We start from the raw sequence: 24,663 nt of genomic DNA on the forward strand, positions 1-24,663 counted from the left end.
CTCTTCTCCGGTCGCCTTTTGCGGGACCTTCTGTGGACCACGAAGATTCCCGAAAGCTCTATGCTGAACGCGCTTTGTCCGCCCACAGTGACCTTGAAAGATGGATCAGCGGTGATCGGAATACGAATAACCCTTGGCGCCCTTCCTGATACGCGCCTCATCAAGGCCAATTGACGCGATCCGGCGATGTACGACACGCGCATAATGCCGTTTTGAAATATGCGGCGAACCTTGGATTTGGTTGGGGAAAATAAAATCCGAGAGCGCCTGCTTCGCTGACTTGATCCAGGCCTCCACACCTTCGTCGCAGATTGGTTCTGTCGCGGCAAGGCAGTTGAATCGTACAAAGCCGATATGCTGACGATAGGTTACGTCACTACCGAGTAGAACTGGCAGGCTGCAGATGGCTTGATTTTCTCTGTGTGTTTCATCTGGCCTTTGGCGATCATATGCATGATCTCAATGCCACGCAGAATGACACGTGCGCAGCGGAAGTTCTTGAACCCGAGCATCGGTCGCGTGATGCGTTTGATGGTCCGATGGTCCTGCTCACCTACGCAATTGCCTCCACTTTTGTCGATCGTCACCGTCTCGGGTACGCCGTTATGCTGGATCGATCTTTCGAAATAACGCCTGGCAGCACCCTGGTTCCACCTGGCTCGCAGAAGAAAGTCGGCAAGCCAAGCGGATAGGCGACGTACCAACGCACGCAGGTCAGGATCACCTCCAGCGGATAATGTAGCCGTTTAAGTATGCGGGCTACACCCAGGTGCAGTGTCTTCATTTCTTCACCCACGCAACCATCTTGATTCATCCAGATTACCAGAACGCCTTATTTCGACAAAACCGCTGATTGCACTTAACGCTCTTTCCGTTGTTAGGCATCCGAACTGAAGTTGCAGCAGCGCCGCGCAACATCGGCGACCGTGTATCCCAACGCGGCATGTGACTGTTTCAGGAAAACTGCATCGTAGCGAACCGCCGGTACGGCCGGGTCAGTCGTCACGATCTGCATCAATCCGCTCTGGATTTGCTGCCTGAAGAGATCGACTGGCAGCAAGCTTACGCCCACGCCGGCCGCCACCAAGCCGCCCACCGCGACGGCATTGTTGCCGCCGCAAATACGCTCGGGATCGACACCCGCGCTCTCGAAGCCCCTCGAACTCAGGATAGTCACGATGGAGAGGGGGATCTGCTCGATCACGGGGACTGTGCCCAGTTCGCGCAGCGACACCGTGCGCTGGCTGTCGAACTGGCCGGGGCGGCAAAACCAGGCGAAACAGGCGCTGCCCAGCGCTATCCGGGCGACGAACGCGGGTAGCTCCGGCTCGGGCAGGATAGCCAGGTCGAGGCGTCCGTCGATCAATTGCTCTTGCAGCGGTCCGGACATATCGACGTAGGGTCGCAGAATGAGATTCGGAAAAAGTTCGTGCATCTCCTTCAAAAATGCCGGAAACCATGTCAGCGCTACAAGCTCCGTCAGTCCGATATGCAGCACGCGGGCCATGTGCCGGTCAGTGTCCCGATAGGCTTGTAGTCGCCCGATGCTGTCCAGCAAGTTCTCGCACAGTGTCAACATCTCGTGTCCTTTCGCGGACAACCTTGCTTTCTTTCCTCCCCCTTCGAACAAAGGTGCCGCGGACTTCGCCTCGACATCCTGCAGGCGCTTGGTCGCGGCCGACTGAGTGATATGGAGCTTGTCGGCTGCCCGCTGTACCGTGCCGAGCTTCGCTACCCAATAAAACGTTTCGATCTGTTTTACGCTCAGCATCGCACTATTGATCCTCATTGCCCAGCGATTCGCGCGCATCGGCATCCTGATAGCGCGTCCCGTAGTCGCACGTCGCACGCGCGAGCGCAACGACCCTGCGGTGAAAAGGCGTCAATCCATCGTGCCGCGCGACGGCAACATATCGCACCGGCGGCATCACCGGCGTCACGTGGACTTCCCGCAACCTGCCGAGCGTCACGAGCTCGCCGGCAATGGCATTCGGCAGACAGGCGACACCCAGTCCGGCACTCGCCATGCCGCCAAGCGCAGAAAAGCTATTGCAGGTCATGATGTTGCGCGGTTGCACGCCGTTGCGCTCAAGCCATTCGCTCATCGCATGTCCGGCCGCCGAGTCCGCGGCCTGCGACAGCAGCGTCAACTGGCCAAGCTCCGACACGGCCAGCCTGCGCCCCTTCAGCTTGAACGCGGGACTGCAATACCAGCCGTTACGCACGGTGGCGAGCGGAAATCTCAGCATGTCCGTCCAGCGCGGCGTGTCGGGCAAGATTGCCAGATCCAGCTGCGCCAGCCTGAGCTTTTCGTAAAGATCCGCAGCGACGCCGCCCACTTCCAGCTCGACGTCCACCAGCGGGTAGGCAGATCGCAGGGCATCGATGAAACCAGGCAGCCAGGTTAGCGCGGCAAGCTCGGTCATCCCCAGCCTCAACGAGCGCCGCAGTACTTTCTCGCTCGCATACTGGCTCAGCAAGACGTCGCGTTGCTGAAGAATCGTGCGCGCTTGCGAGAGCACCTCGAGGCCATCGACGGTCAGCCGGGCCGATCGCGCAACGCGGTCGAACAGCGGCCGTGGGAATTGACTCTCCAGTTCGCGAACGTGGCGCGACACGCCAGACTGGACGCTACCAAGCTTGCGCCCGGCTGCCTCGAACGAACCCATGTCCGCAATCGCAACCAATGCTTCGAGCTGTAGAAAAGTGATCTGATACGCCACGCCGTCACCCTGAATTCATCTAGTTTTGGAATGAAGAATTATGCACAAATATCTCTTTATTCTGGATTTGTTTCCACCAAGAATACGGTCTCCAAGTCCCCCGCAATGCTGACCGAGCACCTCGAGGGCGCTCGCGGTGGCGTTTCGAAGCATCCTGTCTACGGAGATTGCATGAACTCGCTCAATAAACTTACCGCAGCATTGCTTGGACTTACATTAGTCCTGCTGGCGGGTACTGCACGGGCCGACCAGCTCGCCGACATCAAGGCGCGTGGAACGCTGGTGTGCGGGGTATTGGCTAATTTCGAGCCATTCGGATACCAGGACCCTGCATCGCGCGAGATCGTCGGATACGACGTGGACTACTGCAAGGGCATCGCGAAAGCGCTGGGTGTCAAGCCCGTGTTGCAGGTGGTGTCGATGGAAGCGCGCGTTCCCGAACTGCTGCAAGGCCGTATCGACGTGCTCGCCGCGGTGCTCGGCTACTCGCCGGCACGCGCCGCTCAGCTCGACTTCACCCACCAGTATTACGTCGCCAGGCAGATCCTCGCGGTCAAAAGCGGCGGCCCGTTCAAAGTACGGGACGATCTCAATGGCAAGCGCGTCAGTACGATCAAAGGCTCGAGCAACATCGCGATCATGGGTCGGGTCATGCCGAGCGTGCAGCTCGTGAGTTATGACGACGCGCCGTCCGCGTTCCTGGCCATGGTGCAGGGCAAGGCCAATGGCTTTGTGGTCTCCGAGCCGATCATGCACCGCTTCGCCGCCAAACTCGGCACTAGCGTCAATGTCGAGGCGCTGTCGCCGCCGGTCGGTCTCGAGCATTGGGGGCTTGGCATCAAGAAGGGCGAGCCCGCATTGCTCGACGCGGTCAACAACGCGCTGGACGGCATGGAGAAATCGGGCGAATCGCAGCAGATTTTCGACAAGTGGCTGGGAGCCAGGACGATCTACCAGATGCACCGCGATTTCAAGACCGGGCCGGTCCAGGGCTGATCTCGACACCGCCCGTGCAATAAGGATTACTCATGCTGGCGCATCTCAACTTCTCGAGCATCTTCGCAGCCCCAAACCTGCAGCATCTCGTGTGGGGATTGCAATACACCGCCCTGCTCACGCTGACGAGCTGGCTGCTCGCGGCCGCACTCGGCACGGCGATGGCGACGCTGCGCACGATGGGTAATCCGTTCGTCGAGAGGCTCGTTGCCGGCTACGTTGCGTACCATCAAAACGTGCCCATGCTCGCGCAGTTGTTCCTGTGGTACTTCGGATTCCCGACGCTGCTGCCGGACAGCGCGCAGACATGGATCAACGCGCATGGTGGCGAATTCATCTTCGCTTCGCTTGCGCTCGGCCTGTGCATGGCCGCGTACTACTCCGAGGATATTCGCAGCGGCTTGCGCGCGGTGCCGCATGGTCAACATGAGGCAGCCCGCTCGCTTGGTCTGAGCTATGCGAAGTCAATGCGATACGTGATCCTGCCGCAAAGCTTTCGCATTGCCATGCCGCCTTTCATCAACCACACGGTGGTGCTCTTCAAGAACACCAGCCTGGCAATGGCAATCGGCGTTGCCGAGCTGACGTACACGGTGCGCGACATCGAGAACCAGACCTTTAAAACCTTCGAAATATATCTCATTGGAACGGTCGTCTATCTGGCCATTTCTTTGAGCTTGATGGGTGCAGGCGCAGCCATTACACGGCGTACCCGTATTGCGGCGAAATGAACCATGCTCGACATACTGATCCACAACTCGCATTTCCTCCTGCTCGGGCAATATCCCGATGGCCCGATCGGCGGACTTGCGCTCACGTTGATCCTCTCGCTGACCGGTCTTGCTTTTGCCTTCCCGCTTGGCGTACTGCTCGCGCTGTGCCGGGTTTCGCCCTACAAGGCGCTCAGCGTGCCTTCGGCCGTGCTCATCTACATCGTGCGCGGCGTGCCGCTCGTGATGCTCGTGTTCTGGAGTTATTTCCTGGTGCCTGGATTGATCGGCCACCTCGTCAGCGCGTTCACGACGCTCGTGGTCACGCTGGTGATCTATCAGGCGGCCTATTTGTGCGAGATTGTCCGCGCGGGCATCGAGTCGACACCCAAAGGTCAGACCGAGTCCGCACGCTCGCTCGGACTGGGTTACGGCGCGACGATGCGCCACGTGATCCTGCCGCAGGCACTGTACAACATGCTGCCTAGCATTCTCAGCCAATGTGTATCGACAGTGAAAGACACGTCGATCGGCTATGTGATCAGCGTCCAGGAACTGACCTTTTCCGCCCAGCAAATCAACGCCAGTCTTCTTACACAACCGTTTCAGGTTTTCTCGATTCTCGCGCTGACCTATTTCGCGGTGTGCTACGCGCTCACCCGATGCGCGCATGTCATCGAACGGCGCATCGCGCGCCGGCGTGCTTCAGGAAAAATGCCAGATGTCAGGAGCGTCATCAATGATTCAGTTTTCCAGAGTTAACAAGTGGTATGGCGAGTATCAAGCGCTCGTCGATGTAACTGCAGAGGTGAAGCGAGGCGAGGTGGTGGTCGTGTGCGGCCCTTCAGGGTCGGGCAAGTCCACGCTGATCCGTACTGTCAACCGGCTGGAGGAGATTCAGGGCGGCGAGATCACAGTCGACGGTACGAGCATCCATCAGGCTTCGTTGAACCTCAACCGGTTTCGCAGCCGTGTCGGCTTTGTGTTTCAGCAGTTCAACCTGTTTCCCCATCTATCGGTACTAGACAACATATGCCTGGCGCCGCTGAAGGCGGCCGGTAAAAGCCGTGTGGATGCGAAGCGACAGGCGTTGGCGTTGCTCGACCGTGTTGGACTGGCGAGCAAGGCGAACGCCTATCCGCAGCAGTTGTCGGGCGGACAGCAGCAGCGCGTCGCCATTGCGCGAGCGTTGGCCATGGAGCCGCCAGTCATGCTCTTCGACGAACCGACCAGCGCGCTCGATCCCGAGATGGTCGGCGAAGTGCTCAACGTCATGAAGTCACTGGCGAGAGACGGCATGACCATGATGTGCGTGACCCACGAGATGGGGTTTGCGCGTGAGGTGAGCGACAGCGTCTGGTTTATGGACCGCGGCGAGATTCTCGAGGTAGCCGACCCACAAACTTTTTTCCGGTCGCCCGTCCATCCGCGCGCGCAGGCATTCCTGTCCGACCTGCGTCACTAACCAACCTTTCCCGTTTCGAAAGCCGCGCCGGGCGATGCAGCAGCCGCCCGACACGGATGCGTCGTAACCGATCACCCTATGACAACACCTAACATGATCAGCCCAATTACCGCGGACCTGGCGCCGGCGGTCGCAACACCTTGCTTCGTGGTGGCGGAAGACCGCGTCCTGCACAATCTGGCGGTCACCGCAAAAGCGTGCGGTGGCGTCGAGCGCCTGATGCCGCACGTGAAGACTCATCGCGCTGCGTGGCTCGTTCGCCTGTTGCTGGCGCATGGCGTCGGCGCGTTCAAGGCCAGTACGCTCGCTGAAGTCGAGATGGTACTGGCGGCTGGCGCCACAAGAGTCACATGGGCATTTCCGACCGTCAATCCGCAGAACATCGGCCGCTTCGTCGAACTGGCCAAAGCATTTCCGGACGCCGAACTCACGGGTCTTGTCGATTCTCGCCAAGGGCTGAACGTGTGGACCGGGCTACTGGACGGCGCCCCGCGCTCGGTCAACCTGCGTGTCGACCTTGACCCCGGGATGGGCCGCACGGGAATCCCGATGGACGAGAGCGCACTGGAACTTGCATGTGCGGTCGCCGGGCTCGGCCGACTTGCAGGCTGGCATCTCTACGATGGCCACATCCGGGGCGCTTTGGAAGAGCGCCAGGCAAAGGTGCACAGGCTTGCCGAAACACTCGAGGCGCTGCAGTCAACTCTGCGCCGGGACGGCATCGATGTGGATGCAGTCGGAGGCTGCAGCTACACATTCGACCTGTGGCCGCGCTCGGCGATGCCCTATGTCTCGCCGGGCACCTGGGTCTACTCGAACGCGCAGCACCTGCGAGAGCTCGCGCAGCACGACTGGATTGCTGCCGGATTTGTATTGACGACGGTCGTGTCGACGCGCAATGGCACGTCCACGCTGGATGCCGGCAGCAAGGCGATCTCCCCGGACAAGCCACAGGCACAACGCTTTCAGGGCGTCGGCGAGATCGTGATGATGAACGAAGAGCACACCGTCATCCGCAACAACACGCTCAATGTCGGGGACCGGCTGTTGCTGGTTCCGGAGCACACGTGCACCACGGCCTACCTGTATAGCAACGCGCTCGTTCGTTCCCTCGACGGTCGGTGGGAGTACCGGGATCAGCTCGGTAACGAGCGCTCCGTCGTACCGTTGCCCCGGTGACTGTCACGAGCCGAGCAAGCGGGAACCCCTGTCGAGATATTCTTAAAGGCTGAAATTGCAAATGATCGAGTCAAACAAACAACCGTCCCGGGGCGGTCACTACAGTCTCTGGCGTCGGGCCGGCGGCCTGATTTTCGTGGCGGGCCAAGTCCCGCGAGATTCCGAGCGGAACGTTCTCGGCGAAACGATCGAAGAGCAAACCATCGCCGTACTCAATAACTTGCGTCTTGTGTTGGAAGACGCCGGCACCGATTTCAGCCGACTGGTCCGCGTCCAGGCGTATCTGTCGGATATGGGCGATTTCCAGCGGTTCAACGCTGTCTATGCCGAAGTGATGGGCACCGCCCCCCCGGTACGGACCACTATTGGATGCGCGCTCAACGGCGTGCGTGTGGAAATCGATGCCATTGCGGAACCGGGAGACGGTTCCGTTGATCCGCAACAGTAACGAGGCCACTCGTTCTGCGAGCGGATAGAAGACGAGCCTCCAGGTACGGCCGGAACGAGATCGCGAGCATCACGTATGCGCAGATGAACAGCAGCGCGGTCATCAGGAACGGCTCGTTGTCGCGACGCCGTCTGACGCCGGTCAGGGTGCCTGCGATTGCACCGAGCGCGACCGACGGCACAAGAAAAAGACAGGGACAGACGAGCCAGCGGTGCATGATCGCGAAGTTTTCATAAAGTGCATGAAAGAACAGCACGATCAAACAGAACGAGCACCACCAGAAGCCAAGGAGCAATCGCGCGATACGCAGCGTCGCGCGCATCCGCCTCGCATTTCTTGACGACCCAGCTCGCACCGGGCAAAACATAGCCGGCGCATAACACCACACCGCGCTGTGCCGAAACGCTGCTGCACCATGTCATGACGTCGCCGGTGCGCAGCCGGTAAATGTAAAGCACGCCAAAGGCGAAAATGAAGATTTAGGTCGCACAGAAGACCAACAGCGAACGGTTCCACTCTCTCAAGAGTTGGCGCCTCCACCAAATCCGGGGTGGTACACGCGCTGCTCGCCCGCTACGTTCACGGGCGGCGCGGCGAGGTTATGGCTGCCGAGCTCGGCGTGACGGAAAGCCGCATCAGCCAGATACAGAAGGAATCGATCAGGCGGTTGCGCGAGGTGCTGGCTAAGCCACTCTCGCAGGCCGCAAGACCGTGGGACTCAAGCCTGTCTATCCAAACGTATAAGCACACGATACCTGCAGGGGACTGCAGCACCCGTTCGTAGAATGGTTTTCTTTAGGGCGTCCGTGTATCTTGATTCCATGGAAGGACGCGGCTCGATTCCGCCCTGCAACCACCATGTCTCCTCGCTCGCGTAACCCTGTCGCGAGTTTCGCCCGCCCAGCCTCGGCTGTCGCGGGCTTTTTGTTATGCTGACGCCCACCATCTGGCCCAGCGTCCTTGCCGTCCACCCATTGCGCCCAACGAGGTCGTTCGACTCACCGAAGCACCCTTGCCCCCAACGCCGTCCGCGTGCGCGGGGGCAGGCCCGAGCGCATCGTCGGCAAACCGGATTTTTGTGGAGCCGCTGCGTGGCTTGTCACGCCGTCCGCGGCCACGTCGATAATCGGCGACAACCCGGCCACCGACGCGACGGACACCGCACGGCTCTCGATGCCGCTCGTACTCGTCGGCACGCATGCGCAGGCCGACGCCGCGTCGCTTGCCGAGCTGTTCCACCCGGAGCCTGTGGCGGCGCTGCCCGTGGCCGTCAATATCGCTTGAGCGACAGAACGTCGAAGGTACGGCGGATCGTTTCCGTCGATTTCTCGTAGTCCGATAGCGCGAGGCACGCAACCAGCACGTCGATGATCGCCAGTTGTGCGAGACGGCTCGTCATGGCTTCCGTGCGAAATTTGGTCTCGCGCGCCATGGTGAACAGCACGATATCGGCAAAGGCCTGAATCGGCGAACGCCCAAAGTTCGTGAGGCAGATGGTGCGTGCGCCGGCTTCCTTGGCGAGCCGCGTCGCCGTCACTGTTTCGTGCGTGCTGCCCGAGTGGGAGATGGTGAGCGTCGCCACGGTGGGGTCGCAAAGCGACGCGCTGATGACCTGGATGTGCGGGTCGATCACCGCGCGCACGTCCAGCCCGATACGCAGCATGCGGTAGTGCGCATCTTCGGCGATCGAGGCCGCGCTGCCCACACCGTAGATTTCAATGCGGCGGGCGTTGCGGATCACCTCGACCGCCCGCTCGAGTTCGCCCACGTCAAGCGTGGACTGGGTTTCATTCAGGGCCTGCACGTTCGAGCTGAAGATCTTTGAAATGACCGCCGCCGCGTTGTCGTTGGGCTCGAGATCTTCGTGGATCAACTGTACCGGGCGCACGATTTCCTGCGCCAGCACGATCTTGAGCTGCTGAAAGCCGGTGGCGCCGATCGCCTTGCACAGGCCCACTACGCTGCCTTCGCTCGCGCCCACACACTCGGCAACCTCACTGACCGACATGTGCACCACTTCCTGCGCGCGCTGGCGGATGAAGTCGGCGATGCGTTGGCTGGTGGCGCCGAAGGTCGGATAAAGCTGCTCGATGCGCGACAGGATCGCCGACACCGAATTCGGCTGGGTTGGGGGCGGGGCCCCGGCACTCGCCGCGCCCTTCTTTGCGGGTTTCATCAAAGCTCCTGTGAAAGAATTCGTCGAGCCGCTGGCACACCGCGCGAGGCGCGACTCGAGCCACAGTGCGCGACACGCAACTGGGCCCAACAAGGTAGCGGCAAGGATAACGTGACTTCCGAGCGTGATGAAAACGGCGAGTATCGAAAGGTGAAGCAAGATCGATTACCCGCCGCGTTGACAACGACCAGTCGAATGACGTTTGCGATGTCCATGACCTGCCGGTCGGCGGAAGCCAGATGCCGCCTCCGCCGGCCGGAGCCAGTTCAGCTCAGGTGAAGCGCCATGGCCGGATCGCTAACAGTCGGCTTGCCCGTTTCGATACGCCCGGAGAAGCGTCGCATGAAGTTGTCGCCCGTTACGGTGAAGTCGTACCAGTTACCGCTGCGCGAGAGCTCCCAGTGCAGCATGCCCACATCGCCAGCAGCAACATTCATCTGCCAGGGGCCATCGGTGCGGTAGGCGTTGGACTGCACCGTCACCGTGCCGGGCGCGGTACCGGTGTTGTGCAACTTCACGTAGACCTGACCGGCATCCGTGTCGTAGCAGACCTGCACTTCCGGCATGAAGGTCGCGGCACTGGCGGCCACTGCGTTGCCCGCGAAGGTGCGCAGGAAGCCGTTCGGGCCGTAGACCCAGAGCTCGTATTTGCCCTGGTCGGTCTTTAACGTGTCGTCCCAGTAGTCCTCGAGCGTCTTACCGGCTTCGACCGTGTATCGGCGCGGGATGCGGTCCAGGTGATTCTTGTCGTACACATGGAACACTGCTCCTTGCTTGCCCGTATTGCTGAACATCAGCTTGACGAGACCGGGGCCTTCGATGCGTGCGCTGGTATGCAGTTCATAGGGCAGCGCACGTGAATAGCGCGTGCCCGGCTCCTGGAACAGCGGCTGCGGCGTGGCCGGCGGCGCTGCGATGGGCAGTGAGGATTGGGCGGCAAGCACGGCTTGGTAATTGGTCGTATCCGGCAGTTTGGGAAAGACCGGATCGTTCGGCGAAACAAAGTCAAAACACGAAGTCAGGTCGCCGCAGACCGCGCGGTGCCACGGACTGACCGCGTCGACAGTGAGATCGAAGCGCTTTTCCAGAAACAGGCTCATCGACGTGTGGTCGAAAACCTGGGAGTTGACCCATCCGCCCTTGCTCCACGGCGAGATGACGTACATCGGCACGCGCGCGCTGAGACCCCACGGCCGCACGTTGCCGCTGATGGTGTCGTTGGGGTTCAGGTACTTTCTCGCCGGATCGGAGAAGTACTCGCCGTCCAGCGGGAACGTGGCCTTGCCGGCCAGTGTGCCGTCCAGGTTGTACGACGGTGGCGCTGGCGGCGGCACATGGTCGAACAGGCCGTCGTTCTCGTCGTAGGTCAGGAAGAATGCGGTCTGGGCCCAGACGTCTGGATTGGCGGTGACCGCGTCGAGCACCTCGGCCGTGAAGTTCGCACCGATCGCCGGATTGCTGTTGCCGGAGTGCTCCGAGTTGGCGGCCGTGCACAAGATCCACGACACTTCGGGCAACGTGTTGCTCATCACATCGCTTTTCAGGTCCGCAATCGAGTAGTCCGTCAGGCCCTTCACGTACAGCGGATCGCCGGGCTTGGCGGTGCGGAAGTCCTGGAAAGCCAGGCCGCCGTGCATGGCGCCGGTCCAGTTGTCGTTGGTGTCCTGGTAGATCTTCCAGCTCACGCCGGCGTTCTCGAGCACTGACGGCAGGGAAAGCCAGGTGAGTGCATTATCCGGATAGGTATAGCCCGGTGTCGGCATCGTGCCGGTGATCCAGCAACGATCATTGTTGGGTTCGGAGGTCCGGTCGGTGCTGTTGATGCCCATCTTCGCCAGCTTCGGATCGAAGCCCGAGCCCGAGAAGAAAACCACGCGGTTCGGGTCCGTGCCGCTCGTGGTCGAGCAGAAGTTGTTGTCACAGATCGTGAACGCTTCGGCCAGCGCGAAATGGAACGGAATGTCGTTGCGGGCAAGATAGCCCATCGTGTACGGCGTCTTGTAAACGGGCCAATGGCCTGACTTGCCCTGGTTCCAGGCCGCCTGCATGTCGGAGAAGCTGTGCGGCGTGCTGGGCGATTGCAGTGCCTTAACCTTGGTCATATCCATGTGATACGGCGGGATGACGTTGCCGCTCGCGTCCTGCTGGTACCACACGTCCTTGCCGCTCTCGAGTGGAATCGGCAAGCGGTCACCATAGCCGCGTACGCCCTTCAGGGTGCCGAAGTAATGATCGAAGCCACGGTTTTCCAGCATCAGGATGACGATGTGCTTGATGTCCTTGATGGTGCCGGTGTCTACCGCAGCTGGAATGGCAAGCGCGCGGGCGATACTGGGCGGCAGCATGCCCAGCGCGAGGGCGGCGCCTGCCGACTTGGCGGCACCGGTGAGGAAACTGCGTCGATCGAGTTTTTTCATGGTCTTGGCTACGTAGGGATTAAGCACGGGACAGCACTTCGCGGCATCAGGGCGCGCAACTCAGCTTGGCGCCAGGTGCGGCGGGCGACGCCCGATTGGCGGTAGCAGAGGCGTCTGCGCCTGACGGGTTTGTCGAAGACCCGCCGCAGGCGGTTAGCGACAGGCTCAGAACGATGCAGGCCGCTACGGCACGGCCATACAACAGGAATTGGGTCATTGGCGGGAACTCATGGGGTGGTAGGACATTAGTAAAACTGATGACGAAGACAGTTGACCGCTCTAAGCGATGATCCGGTTTGGCCCGAACACGGCGCCAAGGCCTGGGCAGTAGCGGGTACCGGCACAGAGAATAAAAAATGAATGTGTCAGCAGAATGAAGACTTTTCATTTGAAAGCAATCATATTGTTGAATAAAATTCATTCTGTCGGTTCAGGCTCTGCCAGAGGCCGCTGACCACGAAAACCGTCCATTCCGGTCGCACCCGCCGCTAGGATGGCCACTGTCGATGCACCACCGAGATTGGGGCGCGCGCGGGCCCTGTCGACTTGGTGACAGTAAAATGAAGCAGCGCCAAAGGAGCTTGTCGTTCCGACACCAGTCGTCGGATTAATGAGGTGGCCACCCCGCCCCATGTGCGGGTTACGCTTGCGGAGTATCTCCTTACGAGGAGAAGCCATCATGCAAGAAGACTTTGGTTAGTACGCCTTTTTATTCTGCGCAGTCTGTGCACATGACGCCACTGTTAAGCCTACTTTCGGCTGCATTTTTTTGTGGATGAACTTGGTCGGGTGCGTTTCCTGTGTGATGGGCAGCAGTATGAAAATCACGGAAGACCCGATGGCGCAATGGCCTGATGCGTACGAAGCTCGAACGGACATCGACACATTTAAATGAACGCCATTGCGCCACTCTCGTTACAGGCTTGTAAGTCGAGCACGGATTGAAGTATGGCGCTAAACTCATGCGCTTTGCCAAGGAGAGCACCGCATGTCATCCGAAATCCGTGTAATCGCAGTCGTCCAAGGAAAACCCGGCACGGCCGACGCCATCCAGCAGGCGCTGTTGCGTTGTGTAGCGCCGAGTCGAGCCGAGACGGGGTGCCTGCTTTATACCCCGCACCGCGACCTCGATCGCACCGAGCGTTTCGTCTTCTTCGAGCGCTGGGCAAGCCGCGCAGCGCTCGCCGAGCATGAGGGCACCGAGCACTTTAAGGAACTGGTTCGCGAACTGACACCACTGCTTGCACATCCGCTCGACGTGACGGTGCTCGAAGCGCTACTGGACGATTGAGCGTGCCGGTCCGACGCTGACCACGAGTAAGCCATCCATGCGCCTGCTACGTCAGTTGCTCGGGCCAAGGCACGCGAACGAAGCCCTCCGCGACGGTATTTTCGTGCAGCGTTTGCCATGCCCGCAGGTCAAATTCGAACCAAAAGGGAATGGCGACGGGCCTCGAAACACGAGAAGCGCAGCGCGCCAGACGGAATCGTGTGGCATGCAACTCAAATCAATCGCAGCTCGGCGGCCGCTGCACCGAAATCATACGAATGCATAATCGGCTTGCGAGCCTGGCGTCGATCCGGACGCGCCACGTTAGCTGGCCTACGCACTTCATTCATGCGTAAAATAACGTGAGTATTCTTGTGGGCTAAAGCGCCAGCGTTTCGTGTGCCTTGACAATCTCGCTTGCCACCACCTCGATCTGCTCACGCTTGAGCATCGCCTTTGAGCGTAACAACTGATACGCATGTTCTTCCGACACACCGCGCCTTTCCATCACAAGCTGCGTGGCCTGCTGGATCACTCTAACCTTCGCTTGCTTCTTCTCGAGCCGCTCAATGTATCGATCGCGCATCCGCGATGCCTGACATTGCGTCAGCGCCACCGCGATCGCGGTCAACAATCCGAATGAGCGCACCGGTGACGGTATCATCGCCAGCGCATTCAGGCGCAGCACCGCTTCGATGGTGATCGGATTTTCGTAGGTCACCACGGGAATCACGGGCGGCGACATGCTGGTTCCGAGCCACGGAAAATTGATCGAGAGGGTTTCGGGGCGCATCGCCATCAGCACGAGTCCGGTTCCGACGGGCAAGCAGTCGAGTGTCGGCCAGCATACTTCCACGTCGCACCCAATGCGGTGGAGTTGCGCGAGAAGCTCGTCGCCATCCTGATCCTGCGGATGAATCACAACAACTTTCAGCGAGCTCAAATCGCGCAATATCGCAATGGTATCCGCGGTCCACGTCATCGTTCCGCCCTGGCATGTAAGCACTCACGAGGTGAATCCGCGGTCCGTTCCGGCGGGCTGCGCAAAATGACGCAGGGATGGGCATTCAGCAGTGAGTGTCGCAGGGCCGGTGAAGCGAGACTCGCAGCGTCGTGTGCGGGCCCGACCTCGCCTGGGTCGAATACATCGTCGAGGCCCGGAGGAAGCATGTCCAAAGTCGCATTGTGTTCGGCATTCAATATCGTGCCCCTCTTCAGGAAAGAGTGAAACTGCAGTCGAACAACGATAGCGGTCAAACAGGTTCTGACTTTGCGGCTATTGCATACATACTGAGGAGAAGTCGACCGTACGGCGATAAACGGTCCTGCCAGGCCACGGCACGAACGTGTACTCGCCATATGAGTTGCTTCCGATATGGATCCAGTGACGAAGAACATATGACACGACGATTCCTTGGAGACGCCAGAGAGGAAATCGGCCGGGCGGGATCCGGAGGCGTCGTGTCGTCGTGGGGCCGAACCGCGAACTTTCCGCTGGTGTACAGCGAGCGTGTAGCGATGAGAGAAGATTAGGTCGAGCCGGAGGGCGAATCTACTCTACGGTTGGATAGGCCAATGCCGCGTTAGCGTACCCCGCTTATACGGGCGTATAAGCGCAGCGAGGGGGTGAACGCTTACGATTGACCGCCCGTCTCAGTAGACATCAGGACGGCGGTCCCGCAATACGTGATTGAACGCATTCAATTGCCGGTGCCGGCGCGCGTCGGCCAGATTCACCGACGCCACCAGAATCTCTTCGTCCGTTGGGCTGGCAGGACCGGCCGCCGGCCAACCTTGCGAGTCGACAATCAGGCTGCGTCCAAGAAACGGCTGGTCGCGTTCAACGCCGACCCGGTCGGCCGCGGCCACGAACAGTCCGTTCGAATGCGCGCCGCCCATCGCCAGCAGATTCGCCATCGCGGGCAGCTCGGCCGGCTGCGCAGGCATCGGCACCCAGTTCGTCGGCACGCACAGAATATCGGCGCCCCTGGCCGCCGCCATCCGGAAAACTTCAGGGAACCAGATGTCATAACAGATCGCGCAAGCCAGCCGGCCAAACGGTGTATGAAACACAGGCATGCCGAGGTTACCCGGTTCGAAAAAGAGGTGCTCGTCACCCCATAAATGCATCTTGCGATAGCCGCCCAGCACGCCCCTCGGACCGATCACAGCCGCCGAGTTGTAGAGCGAATCGCCGTCGCGTTCGGCATACCCGGCCACCAGCGTGATGCCCAGACTCGCGGCAAGCGTGCTCCATTGCCCAATCGTGTCGCCGTCCGCCAAGGCCTCGGACAGCGCGAACGCCTCTTCACGCGACTCGAATACATAACCTGAATTGCATAGCTCCGGCAGCACGATCAGGTTCGCGCCGCGCGCATGCGCCTGCTCGATCAACTCGATCGAGTGCGCCACGTTGCGCACCTTGGCCCCCACTTCAGGGCACATCTGCACGCACGCCACCGTCACCCTGCTCTCGTTACCTGTCGTCATGGCTGCACACTCCTCGCAATCGGCGAGCGCACCGCGTCCCAGCGGTGCACGCTTTCATAGGACGCGGCTACGCGCAGAATCGTTGCTTCGTCGAACGGTCTGCCGGCAATCTGCAGGCCGATCGGCAAGCCGCGCGAATCGAAGCCGCATGGCAGGGACAGGGCCGGCAAGCCGGTCAGGTTGAATGGATAGGTAAGACGCCATGACGCCGCAAGCGGGCTCTCTTCCATGCCCCCGGTCACCACGGTTGCCTGTCCGCGCCGCCATGCGGTAACCGGCGACGCGGGCGTCACGACAACGTCGACGCGCTCGAATACCGCCTTGAAATCATCGATCAGGCACGCGCGCAACTGTTCGGCCTTCAGATAGTCCGACGCCGACACCATGCGGCCGATCTCGACGAGCGTACGCACGTCGTCGGCCATCGCGGCGGTCGCGCCGCGCTGCAGGCCGCGATCGTGATACGCGCTCGACGACGCGAGTTCGATGGCGAAGATCGCACCCAACCCGTATTGCAGATTGGGCACCTCGAAGTCGATCACCTGCGCACCGAGCGCGGCGAGCGCCGCAATGGCGCGCTCGACTTGCGCCTCGACTTCCGCCTCGTTGGCGCCGAAGAAGTGATTGCGGCACACGCCGATGCGCATGCCCGCGATGCCGCCGTCCAGCGACGCGGTGTAATCCGGCACCGGTACGTCGGCGCTGCCGGGGTCGCGCGTATCGTGTCCGGCGAGCACGTTGAGCAGCAGCGCCGCGTCGCGCACCGATAGCGTCAACGGTCCCGCATGATCGAGTGACCAACTATGCGGCACGATCCCCGCGCGGCTGACGCGACCGAACGTCGGCTTCAGGCCCACTACGCCGCACAGACTCGCCGGAATGCGAATCGAGCCGCCCGTGTCCGATCCGAGCGCGCCGTAGGCCATGCGCGCGGCCAGCGCCGCGCCCGAGCCGCCGCTCGACCCACCGGGAATGCGCGACGGGTCCCACGGATTGCGAGTGGGCGGCGTCTCCGTGCCCCACGCGAACTCGTGCGTGCGGGTCTTGCCGATCACTATCGCGCCGGCCGCCCGCAAGCGCGCAACGGCGGCCGCGTCTTCGTTCGCGAACCTATAGCCCGGCGCACGGCTGCCTGCCGTGGTCGGCATGCCGGCCGTCAGGTAGTTGTCCTTGATCGCAATCGGCACGCCATGCAGCGGACCGCGCCGCACACCGCGCTTCAGTTCCTCCGTGCATTGCTCGGCTTCGGCGCGCGCGGCCGGGTTCAGACATTCATAAGCCAGCACTTGCGGATCGAGCGCTGCGATCCGCGTGAGCAACGCGTCCATGACGTCGGTCGGCGCGACCTCGCCCGATGCAATACTCGCGGCGATGGCGGTGAGATCGTCGTTCATGTTTCGCCCGTGGTGGAAGGTCCCGCATAAGCGCGCGCCGGATCGAAGACGACCACCGGATGCACTTCTGACAGATCGAGTTCTCGCAACTTGCTAATCTCCGCGAGGATCGGCGCGTAGGTGGCGAGGTTGTGCGCCACGCGCTGCGCCGCGCACTCGACGCCGAGCCACCGGCCGAGCACCCGCATGTCGGCGTCCAACGGCTCTGTTGCGCCCGGCCTCGATTGCGGCGGCGTCAACAGCAACTCGGTTACGGCGGCTGGCGGCGCACGGCCGGGATCGCCGCGTGTGGGCATCCCTTCGACGAACGGGACGAACTGACGCTGCGCCACCTCGAACACGCGCCGCAATTCGGCAACCGGCTCGTGATGTTCGTCGACCCGCAAATCGAGGTGGGCATACGCCTCGTTGCGCACCACCTTGAGCGCCGCCGATTGGCGGCCGCGCTTGTCCCCGCCGGCGGCTTGTCCCGCTTCGAGCGCGCGCATCAGGCGCTCCTCCAGCGCGAGTTCACCGCTCGCTTCGTACGCGGCGAGCATCGCATCGAGCGTCCCGGCGCCGGTCAGCATGTTGCCCTGAATCGTACAGGACGTGCCGCTGCGCTGCCCCGCCCAACCCGTACATTGCGAACCGGTCCAGCACGCGCTTTGACCGTTGCGGTCGACAATGCCGAGTTGCCGCAGATCCGCGGCGGCATCGTCATTCAGTACCCGCGCGAGCGCCCGCTCGGCGCTCACGCCCTGATCGAGCAGGTCGAGCGCATCGAGCGCGAGATACGGATTGACCCAGGACTGCGTCGACACCGCGCCCACGCCGGTGCGCAGATACACGCACATCGCGCCGACCGCCGGCACCGCCGTGCTGACCGCCACGCCCAACGCGCCGGTCCGCGCGCAGCGCGCGACGATGGAAAACGTCATGGCAAACTTTCCCCTTTGCGTTACAGCGACAGAAAACGTGAAACCGTGGCTTGCGCCGACGTATCCGCCGTGTCACCGGCCGCCGGAATCTCACCCAGTTCGAGCACCGCGTAGCGATTCGCGACGGCAAAAGCAAAATGCACGTGCTGCTCGACCAGCAGCATCGTCGTGCCGGCGGTGTCCCGCTCGCGACTGAGAATGCCGACCAACCGTTCGATCACCGACGGCTGCATGCCCTCGGTGATTTCGTCGACCAGAATCAGCTTCGGCTGGCGAATCAACGCCCGCGCGACCAGCAACATCTTCTGCTCGCCGCCCGACAGTGTGCCGGCCTTCTGCTTGAGGCGATCCTTCAGAAACGGAAAAAGATCCTCGATTCGCTCGAAAAGCGGCTTGAAATCGCGATCGCGCATGAGGGCGAGCTTCAGGTTCTCTTCGACGGACAAGTCCTGAAACAAGGCCTTTTCCTGCGGGATGTAAGCGACGTCGCGCCGCGCGATCCGGTTCGGCGGCACGCCCGTGGTCCGCTCGCCGAACAGCGCGATGTCGCCGCTCTTCGGGCGAATGAAACCCATCAGCGTTTTCAGCAAGGTCGATTTGCCCATGCCGTTCTTGCCGAGAATCGCCACCACTTCGCCGCGCCCGAGCGTGAGGTTCAGGCCCTTGAGCACCATCGCCTCGCCGTACCCGCTGTGCAGCGCGTCGACCTGAACAATCGTCGATGCATTCATGCGTCCGCCTCCGGCTGACTGCCGGCGGGATGCGCACCGCCCGCATACACCGCACGCACGATTTCGGAGTTCACGACTTCCTCGACACCGCCGTCCATCACAATGTGCCCCTGGTGCAGCACGACGATGCGCGAACTGATCTGCTGCACGAAATCCAGGTCATGCTCCACCAGCAGCAGACACATCCGATAGCGCGACGACAGTTCGACGAAAATCTCGCCGATCTGCGTGCGTTCCTGTTTCGTCAGGCCCGCGGTGGGTTCGTCCAGCAGCACCGTACGCGGCTCCAGCGCGAGCACCATCGCCAGTTCAAGCGCCTGCTTCTGGCCGTGCGACAGATAGCGGCACTCGCGTTCGAGAATCCGGTCGAGTCCTGTCAGCCGCAGCACGTCGAGGGCCGGCTGCGGCAGTGCGAGCACCGGGTCGCGCTGCCATTTCGACGGCGGCGCCACCCGATAGCGCGCAACGCGCAACGCCTCACCGACGCTTAGCGATTCGAACACAGTCGCGGTCTGGAATTTGCGGCCGACGCCAAGCGCCACGCAGTCGTACGGGGCCAGCGTGCGGATCTCCGTGCCGCCGATCTCGACTGTGCCGCCCGAGCGCTCCGCGCCGTCCGCAATGCAGCGCATCAGCGTGCTCTTGCCCGCGCCGTTCGGTCCGATCAGACTGAGCAGCTCTCCGGCGCGCGCGTCGAAGCTGATGTCGTCAAGCACCTTGAGGCTGCCGAAATGCCTTCGCACCTGCTTGATCGATAGCGCCACACGGCTGTTGTCCCCCATGCCGTCACCGCGCGGCGGCGCTGCGGCCAGCGTCACCGGCGCGGGCGCCGCACGGCGGCGGCGTCGGGGCAACACCTGGCGCGCTGCGCCGGCTACGAGCGGCGCGAGCCCGCGCGGCATCGCCACGATCACGACGACGAACGCCACGCCCACCAGCAGCGTCCAGACATAAGGCAGATTGCCGCTGAGATAGGCGCTGCCGACGTCGATCAGCATGGCGCCGACAATTGGCCCGATCAGCGATCCGCGCCCGCCCAGCGCGACCCAGATGACCAGTTCGGTGCCGAACACAAAACCGGCGTATTCCGGCGCCACCACCATCTGCACGCAGGCAAACAGAAAGCCCGCGAACGCGGCGATGACCGCGCACGCGTCCATCAGCCGCGCCTTGTAGCGCGACACATCGATGCCGAGATACTCGCAGCGTGCTTCGTTTTCGCGAATGGCGACCAGCAGTTGCCCCGCATCGCTGCGCACGAACATCCAGGCCACCACGGCCAGCAAAACCAGCAATGCGCCCGCGATGAAGAACCAGGCTTCAAGCGGAATATCGAAGCTATCGAAGCCGGACAGGCCGCTGCTCGATCCGGTGAACTCACCGCCCGAATAGATGCACTGAACCAGCACGATCGGCAATACGAGGGTGACGACCGAGGCGTAGAGCGGCGATGCCCCGTGATAAAACGCCAGCCAGCCAATCGCGCGCGACACGATCCAGGCTGCGGCGAGGCCGGCGGCGAGCGCCGCCGCCGCAAGCGGAAACGAAAAGCCTGCATGCGTGAAAATCAGACCGGCCGCGTAAGCGCCGATGCCGAAAAATGCCGACTGCCCGAATGTGAGGATGCCTGTATACCCCCACAACAGATCGACGGTCAACGCGACTGCCGCATACAGAAACGCGCGAATCAGGTTGTTGACGAGGAAGGTCGGTAGCGTGATGCTGCATATGGCCAGAACGACGAGCGCCACGCCGCCGATCGCTGCCGGCCCCTTCCACGGCGAAGCCACCGCGGTGCGAAACGACAGGGAGGAAGCGGGATCAGCCACGTGCGAAGCCCTCCGGTCTAACGCGTAACAACAAGGCCGCCAATACCGCGATGGTCAGACCGCCGAGCACGGGATTGACGAAGGTGCTGACCAGCACTTGCGCGCCACCGAGCACCACGCTCGCCACCGCAAGACTGACCAGCGAAGAACCGGACACCAGCACCAGCATGAATGCGCCGACGATCCACGGCACGCCCATGTTCGGATCGACGCTGGCAAGCGGCGTAATCAGACAGCCCGCGGCCGACGCCAGCGCCGCGCCGGTACAGAAGGTCATGAAGCGCACCCGCGAACTGCTGATGCCGAGCCCGCGTGCGAGGGCTTCGTTCATGATCACCGCCCGGGTCTGCAAGCCGAGCCGGGTGCCGTTGAGCAGCCAGCCGAGCGCGAGCGCAACCAGCACGGCCACGCCGACCAGAATCAGCCGGTAGGCTGAGTACTGAGTACCGGCGAGCGAGATCGCGCCGTCCACCGGACTGGCCACCATCTGCACGCCGCGGCCGAAAGCCAGCGTGATAAGCTGGCCAACGATGATGCCCAGACCCCAGGTCGCCAGAATCGCGTCGAGCGGGCGCGCGTACAGCGGGCGAACGATGAACCGCTCGACCGCCATCCCCGCCACGAAGCCGATCACGAGCGCGCATGGCACGCCCCACCACCAGTTCAGGCCGGCGTGCTCGACGAGCACGCTCGCATAGCCGCCCGTCGTCAGAAACGCGCCATGCGAGAAGTTGATGATCTTCATCACGCCGAAGACCATCAACAACCCTGCCGAAACGATGAACAGAATGGCCGCCGTGGTGACGACGTCAAGGCCGAGATTCAGCATTGCCGGAACTCCATGGCACGGCTTAGTTCAAGGCCGGACACTGCGCCCCCGGATCAACGTTGCGGAAGGATTCGATCACCTTCACCGAACCGTCCGGCTGCACCTGGCCCAGATACATCGTGAGCGGCGTATGACGTTGCTTGTCCATCCGGATCTGGCCACGCGGGCCGTCGAACGAAACCTGGGCGAGCGCCGGAATCACCTTCGCCGTGTCGACCGAACCGGCTTTCTCCACCGCGGCCTTGTACAGGTAGATCGCCTCGTACTCCGGCACCGACAGATCATTCGGCGTCTTCAGATCCGCACCGAAGCGTTTTTGCATCGCGGCGAGGAACGTGTGGTTCGCCGGCGTATCGATGTTGGTCACATACGAACCGGAGATGTAGATCCCCTGCGCGTCCGCGCCCATGCTTTTGGCGGTACCCTCGTCGACGGCGAGATTACCGTACGGAACCTTCACGCCGGCCGCACGCAGTTGCTTGGTCAGGGTGACGTTCGGCGCGCCGCCCGCGGTCGAGGTGATGATCGCGTCAGGCTTGGCCGCCTGCAGCTTGCTGATGATCGATGTCCAGTCGGAACCGTCCATCGGCAGATACTCGTTGCCCACCACCTTGCCGCCGTGCTTCTCGATGTAGGTCTTCGTGAAGTCGAGCATACCGCGACCGAACGCGTAGTCGCTGCCGATCAGGAAGAACGTCTTCGCCTTCTGCTGCTTCATGAAGTAGTCGACGATCGGTGCGACCTGCTGGTCGGGCACCCATGCATCGACGTACATATAACGGTTGCAGGAGCGGCCTTCATAAAACGACGTGTAGATGAACGGCACCTTGCCGCGCGTCACGATCGGCAGGCCTGCGTTGCGCGCGGCACTCGTTTCCATCGAGATGAGCGCGTTGACCTTCTTTTCGAAGATCAGCGAATCGAAGGCCTTTTGCGCGCCCGCCGCGCCGCTGCCGTCGTCGGCCACTTCCAGGCTGACCTGACGTCCCAGAATGCCGCCTTTCGCATTGATCTCGTCGACAGCCAGTTGCGCCGCCTGAACCACTGACGGAGCAACCACGCTATTCGCGCCGCTCAGACCCACGGGCACGCCGATCCTGATCGGATCGGCGGCCATGGCCGCGTGGCTCGCCATCGAGAGCGATACCAGCAGGGCGACCGCCGCGCCGCCTGAGCGGCCGGCAGTCAGAAGGGAAGAGATTCTTTTCATTATCGTCAAGGCTCCTTGGTTTTTTGTCGAATCGACTTAAGTGACGCAGCCTTGCGGCACTTAGAGCTGCACCCCGCGCGTGAGCGCGCCATCCACTACAAGATTCGCCCCGCTCACGAAGCTCGCCGCCGGACTCGCGACGAACGCGACCGCGTTCGCGATCTCCTGCGGGCGCGCCATGCGCCCGCTGGGATTCAACGCGAGTGCTTCCGCGAACAGCTTCGGATCGTTATGTTCGATGTGATCCCACACGCCCCCTTCGAAATAGACGTTGCCCGGCGACACGGCGTTCGCGCGGATGCCCTTCGGCGCGAGGTGGTACGCGAGGCCTTGCATGTAGTGGATCAGCGCCGCCTTGAAGGTCCCGTAAGGGCCGGCGGCAAAGTCGATTTCACGGCCGGACACGCTCGATATCGCGATAATCGAGGCGGCCTTGCTCGCTTCCAGAAACGGCAGCGCGGCGTCGACCAGGTTGACCGTGCCCATCAGGTCGGTTTCGAATTCCTTGCGCCATGATTCGGGATCGTTGCCGATCGAGAGCGCGCTCACATTGGCGACCACGATGTCGATGCCGCCCAGTTGCGCGGCGGCGTCCCGTGTCCAGGCCTGCAACGCCGGACCGTTCGAAACGTCGACCGAGGCGCCGCATACCTTGACCGCACCGGCTGTGATCTGCACGATGCCGGCCACCGTCTGTTCGACCGCGGCGCCGTCACGCGCGCAGAGCGCGACGTCCGCGCCTTCGGCTGCCAGCGTTTGCGCGATGGCGCGGCCGATACCCTTGGTGCCGCCGGTTACGAGTGCCTTCAAACCTTTGAGTTTGAGATCCATGCTGGTGTCTCCTCAGGCAGCCGGTGCGAGATATTTCTTGCTGATCGCCGCGCCGACCGAATACTTCGGGTCGACGAAATTGCCCAGCCGCACCCTGCCGCACTGACTGAGCATCATGTAGGCATCCCAGCGGTCGAAGCCGTATTCCTTTTCCATCCACAGCACCAGTTCGTGGTACGCGATGCGCGTCGCGTCTTCAAGCGGGCGGGCGCTGCCAATCGCCATCAGCAGCTCATCGGTTTCGAGGCGCGGCCATTCGATGTGCCAGCCCTTGATCAGATCGACGTGGATCGTGGTTGTACTGGAGAATTCGACAGCGGTGCCGCACACTTCGCCGTCGCCCTGGCACGCGTGCGCGTCGCCGATAAAGAGCCGCGCGCCGGCGGAGCGTACGGGCAAATAGGTGATGCTGCCCGGGCCCATGTCGGGCACGTCCATATTTCCGCCGTGGTTGTCCGGTGTGAGCGAATTGATCGAGTCGATTTCCGGCGACAGGCTCAGCGTGCCGATATGCGGCTTGTACGGCAGCGTGACGCGCTTGCTCCAGTAGACGCCTTCTTCGTCCACGTCGATCTTGCGGGTGATCTCGGGCAGCGGCTCATTGAGCGTTGCGGTGTATTCCGTACCGGTCAGCGCGCCGAAGCGCGGAATCAGGCAGCAGGTGCCGCGCGGATTGTCGCCGCGCGGCAACATCGATTCGATGTACACCGCAACCACGTCGCCCTTCTCGGCGCCTTCGATCATGATCGGGCCGCTTTGCGGATTCAGGAACGGCACCCGCAACTTCTGACTCGGCAGATCCTGTTCCGTGAGGATCTTGCCGTCAAATGCATCGCGTGTCTGAACCACGACCCGGTCGCCCGGGGCGATGTTCATCACCGGCGTCGAGTACGGTCCGATGGTGTAGTGAAACGTGCCCTGACGGGATTCGCTGAGTTCATGCGTTTCGCGGACTTGGCCGCGCGCGACGCCGCGTGTGTGCATGATCGATTGTTCAAGCCATTTCATCATGGTGTTCCTGCTCAAATATGGGTTGTCGAAGTGA

At 61.9% G+C, this 24,663-nt stretch carries 24 protein-coding genes and 1 pseudogene; 9 read left to right on the forward strand and 16 right to left on the reverse strand.

Going from position 1 to position 24,663, the window contains the following annotated elements:
* Positions 1–368: 368 nt before the first annotated feature.
* From P0D89_RS28430 to P0D89_RS28440, 3 genes and pseudogenes are all read right to left on the reverse strand, one after another.
* Positions 369–784: pseudogene (locus P0D89_RS28430) on the reverse strand (DDE-type integrase/transposase/recombinase).
* A gap of 93 nt (positions 785–877) precedes the next feature.
* The gene (locus tag P0D89_RS28435; protein ID WP_408377553.1) at positions 878–1,771 is read right to left on the reverse strand and encodes a LysR family transcriptional regulator; all 894 of its coding nucleotides are present in this window, start codon (positions 1,769–1,771) and stop codon (positions 878–880) included.
* Positions 1,772–1,775: 4 nt separating this feature from the next.
* Complete coding sequence (locus tag P0D89_RS28440) at positions 1,776–2,723, reverse strand: LysR family transcriptional regulator (protein WP_408363027.1); 948 nt, start codon at positions 2,721–2,723, stop codon at positions 1,776–1,778.
* 171 nt (positions 2,724–2,894) lie between these two features.
* Here P0D89_RS28440 and P0D89_RS28445 point away from each other — a divergent pair, with 171 nt between their 5' ends.
* From P0D89_RS28445 to P0D89_RS28470, 6 genes are all read left to right on the forward strand, one after another.
* Positions 2,895–3,719: an ABC transporter substrate-binding protein gene (locus P0D89_RS28445; protein WP_408363029.1), complete on the forward strand. Its 825-nt coding sequence runs from the start codon at positions 2,895–2,897 to the stop codon at positions 3,717–3,719.
* A 32-nt stretch (positions 3,720–3,751) separates the two neighbouring features.
* On the forward strand, positions 3,752–4,450 hold the full coding sequence (locus P0D89_RS28450; RefSeq protein ID WP_408363031.1) for an amino acid ABC transporter permease: 699 nt from the start codon (positions 3,752–3,754) through the stop codon (positions 4,448–4,450).
* A gap of 3 nt (positions 4,451–4,453) precedes the next feature.
* On the forward strand, positions 4,454–5,191 hold the full coding sequence (locus P0D89_RS28455; RefSeq protein WP_408363033.1) for an amino acid ABC transporter permease: 738 nt from the start codon (positions 4,454–4,456) through the stop codon (positions 5,189–5,191).
* Positions 5,169–5,894: an amino acid ABC transporter ATP-binding protein gene (locus P0D89_RS28460; protein ID WP_408363131.1), complete on the forward strand. Its 726-nt coding sequence runs from the start codon at positions 5,169–5,171 to the stop codon at positions 5,892–5,894. The genes P0D89_RS28455 and P0D89_RS28460 overlap by 23 nt, the downstream gene beginning before the upstream one ends.
* Positions 5,895–6,041: 147 nt before the next feature.
* Complete coding sequence (locus P0D89_RS28465; protein ID WP_408377555.1) at positions 6,042–7,073, forward strand: alanine racemase; 1,032 nt, start codon at positions 6,042–6,044, stop codon at positions 7,071–7,073.
* Between the two features lie 61 nt (positions 7,074–7,134).
* Positions 7,135–7,521, forward strand: coding sequence for a RidA family protein (locus tag P0D89_RS28470; protein WP_408363037.1), 387 nt, complete (start codon positions 7,135–7,137; stop codon positions 7,519–7,521).
* 230 nt (positions 7,522–7,751) lie between these two features.
* Here P0D89_RS28470 and P0D89_RS28475 read toward each other — a convergent pair whose 3' ends face one another.
* Positions 7,752–7,979: a hypothetical protein gene (locus P0D89_RS28475; protein ID WP_408363039.1), complete on the reverse strand. Its 228-nt coding sequence runs from the start codon at positions 7,977–7,979 to the stop codon at positions 7,752–7,754.
* Positions 7,980–8,071: 92 nt separating this feature from the next.
* Here P0D89_RS28475 and P0D89_RS28480 point away from each other — a divergent pair, with 92 nt between their 5' ends.
* Both P0D89_RS28480 and P0D89_RS28485 read left to right on the forward strand, forming a co-directional pair.
* Positions 8,072–8,305, forward strand: a complete 234-nt coding sequence (locus P0D89_RS28480; RefSeq protein ID WP_408363041.1) for a sigma factor-like helix-turn-helix DNA-binding protein — start codon at positions 8,072–8,074, stop codon at positions 8,303–8,305.
* A 248-nt stretch (positions 8,306–8,553) separates the two neighbouring features.
* Positions 8,554–8,805: a hypothetical protein gene (locus P0D89_RS28485; RefSeq protein WP_408363043.1), complete on the forward strand. Its 252-nt coding sequence runs from the start codon at positions 8,554–8,556 to the stop codon at positions 8,803–8,805.
* Here P0D89_RS28485 and P0D89_RS28490 read toward each other — a convergent pair.
* Positions 8,792–9,697, reverse strand: coding sequence for a MurR/RpiR family transcriptional regulator (locus tag P0D89_RS28490; RefSeq protein ID WP_408363045.1), 906 nt, complete (start codon positions 9,695–9,697; stop codon positions 8,792–8,794). The genes P0D89_RS28485 and P0D89_RS28490 overlap by 14 nt on opposite strands.
* Before the next feature lie 266 nt (positions 9,698–9,963).
* Positions 9,964–12,114, reverse strand: a complete 2,151-nt coding sequence (locus P0D89_RS28495) for a phosphocholine-specific phospholipase C (protein WP_408363047.1) — start codon at positions 12,112–12,114, stop codon at positions 9,964–9,966.
* Between the two features lie 988 nt (positions 12,115–13,102).
* On the opposite strand from P0D89_RS28495, the gene P0D89_RS28500 reads away from it, so the two are divergent.
* The gene (locus P0D89_RS28500; RefSeq protein ID WP_408363049.1) at positions 13,103–13,405 is read left to right on the forward strand and encodes a putative quinol monooxygenase; all 303 of its coding nucleotides are present in this window, start codon (positions 13,103–13,105) and stop codon (positions 13,403–13,405) included.
* A 358-nt stretch (positions 13,406–13,763) separates the two neighbouring features.
* Here P0D89_RS28500 and P0D89_RS28505 read toward each other — a convergent pair whose 3' ends face one another.
* From P0D89_RS28505 to P0D89_RS28550, 10 genes are all read right to left on the reverse strand, one after another.
* On the reverse strand, positions 13,764–14,366 hold the full coding sequence (locus tag P0D89_RS28505; RefSeq protein ID WP_408363051.1) for an ANTAR domain-containing response regulator: 603 nt from the start codon (positions 14,364–14,366) through the stop codon (positions 13,764–13,766).
* Between the two features lie 671 nt (positions 14,367–15,037).
* Positions 15,038–15,874, reverse strand: coding sequence for a nitrilase family protein (locus P0D89_RS28510; RefSeq protein WP_408363053.1), 837 nt, complete (start codon positions 15,872–15,874; stop codon positions 15,038–15,040).
* Positions 15,871–17,268: an amidase gene (locus P0D89_RS28515; protein WP_408363055.1), complete on the reverse strand. Its 1,398-nt coding sequence runs from the start codon at positions 17,266–17,268 to the stop codon at positions 15,871–15,873. The genes P0D89_RS28510 and P0D89_RS28515 overlap by 4 nt, the downstream gene beginning before the upstream one ends.
* A complete protein-coding gene (locus tag P0D89_RS28520) occupies positions 17,265–18,188 on the reverse strand; it encodes a DUF1028 domain-containing protein (protein WP_408363057.1) in 924 nt (307 codons plus the stop codon). The genes P0D89_RS28515 and P0D89_RS28520 overlap by 4 nt, the downstream gene beginning before the upstream one ends.
* A 20-nt stretch (positions 18,189–18,208) precedes the next feature.
* Positions 18,209–18,919, reverse strand: a complete 711-nt coding sequence (locus tag P0D89_RS28525) for a branched-chain amino acid ABC transporter ATP-binding protein (RefSeq protein ID WP_408363059.1) — start codon at positions 18,917–18,919, stop codon at positions 18,209–18,211.
* A complete protein-coding gene (locus tag P0D89_RS28530; protein ID WP_408363061.1) occupies positions 18,916–20,748 on the reverse strand; it encodes a branched-chain amino acid ABC transporter ATP-binding protein/permease in 1,833 nt (610 codons plus the stop codon). The genes P0D89_RS28525 and P0D89_RS28530 overlap by 4 nt, the downstream gene beginning before the upstream one ends.
* A complete protein-coding gene (locus P0D89_RS28535) occupies positions 20,741–21,574 on the reverse strand; it encodes a branched-chain amino acid ABC transporter permease (protein ID WP_408363133.1) in 834 nt (277 codons plus the stop codon). The genes P0D89_RS28530 and P0D89_RS28535 overlap by 8 nt, the downstream gene beginning before the upstream one ends.
* Before the next feature lie 25 nt (positions 21,575–21,599).
* Entirely contained in the window at positions 21,600–22,712 is a 1,113-nt protein-coding gene (locus P0D89_RS28540; protein WP_408363135.1) for a substrate-binding protein, read from the reverse strand.
* 135 nt (positions 22,713–22,847) lie between these two features.
* Positions 22,848–23,618, reverse strand: a complete 771-nt coding sequence (locus P0D89_RS28545; RefSeq protein WP_408363063.1) for an SDR family NAD(P)-dependent oxidoreductase — start codon at positions 23,616–23,618, stop codon at positions 22,848–22,850.
* Positions 23,619–23,630: 12 nt separating this feature from the next.
* Positions 23,631–24,626 (reverse strand): acetamidase/formamidase family protein, encoded by a 996-nt coding sequence (locus tag P0D89_RS28550; RefSeq protein WP_408363065.1) that lies wholly within the window; start codon positions 24,624–24,626, stop codon positions 23,631–23,633.
* Positions 24,627–24,663 lie beyond the last annotated feature (37 nt).

The sequence above is a fragment of the Paraburkholderia sp. RL18-085-BIA-A genome, from assembly GCF_046027075.1.
GTDB lineage: Bacteria > Pseudomonadota > Gammaproteobacteria > Burkholderiales > Burkholderiaceae > Paraburkholderia.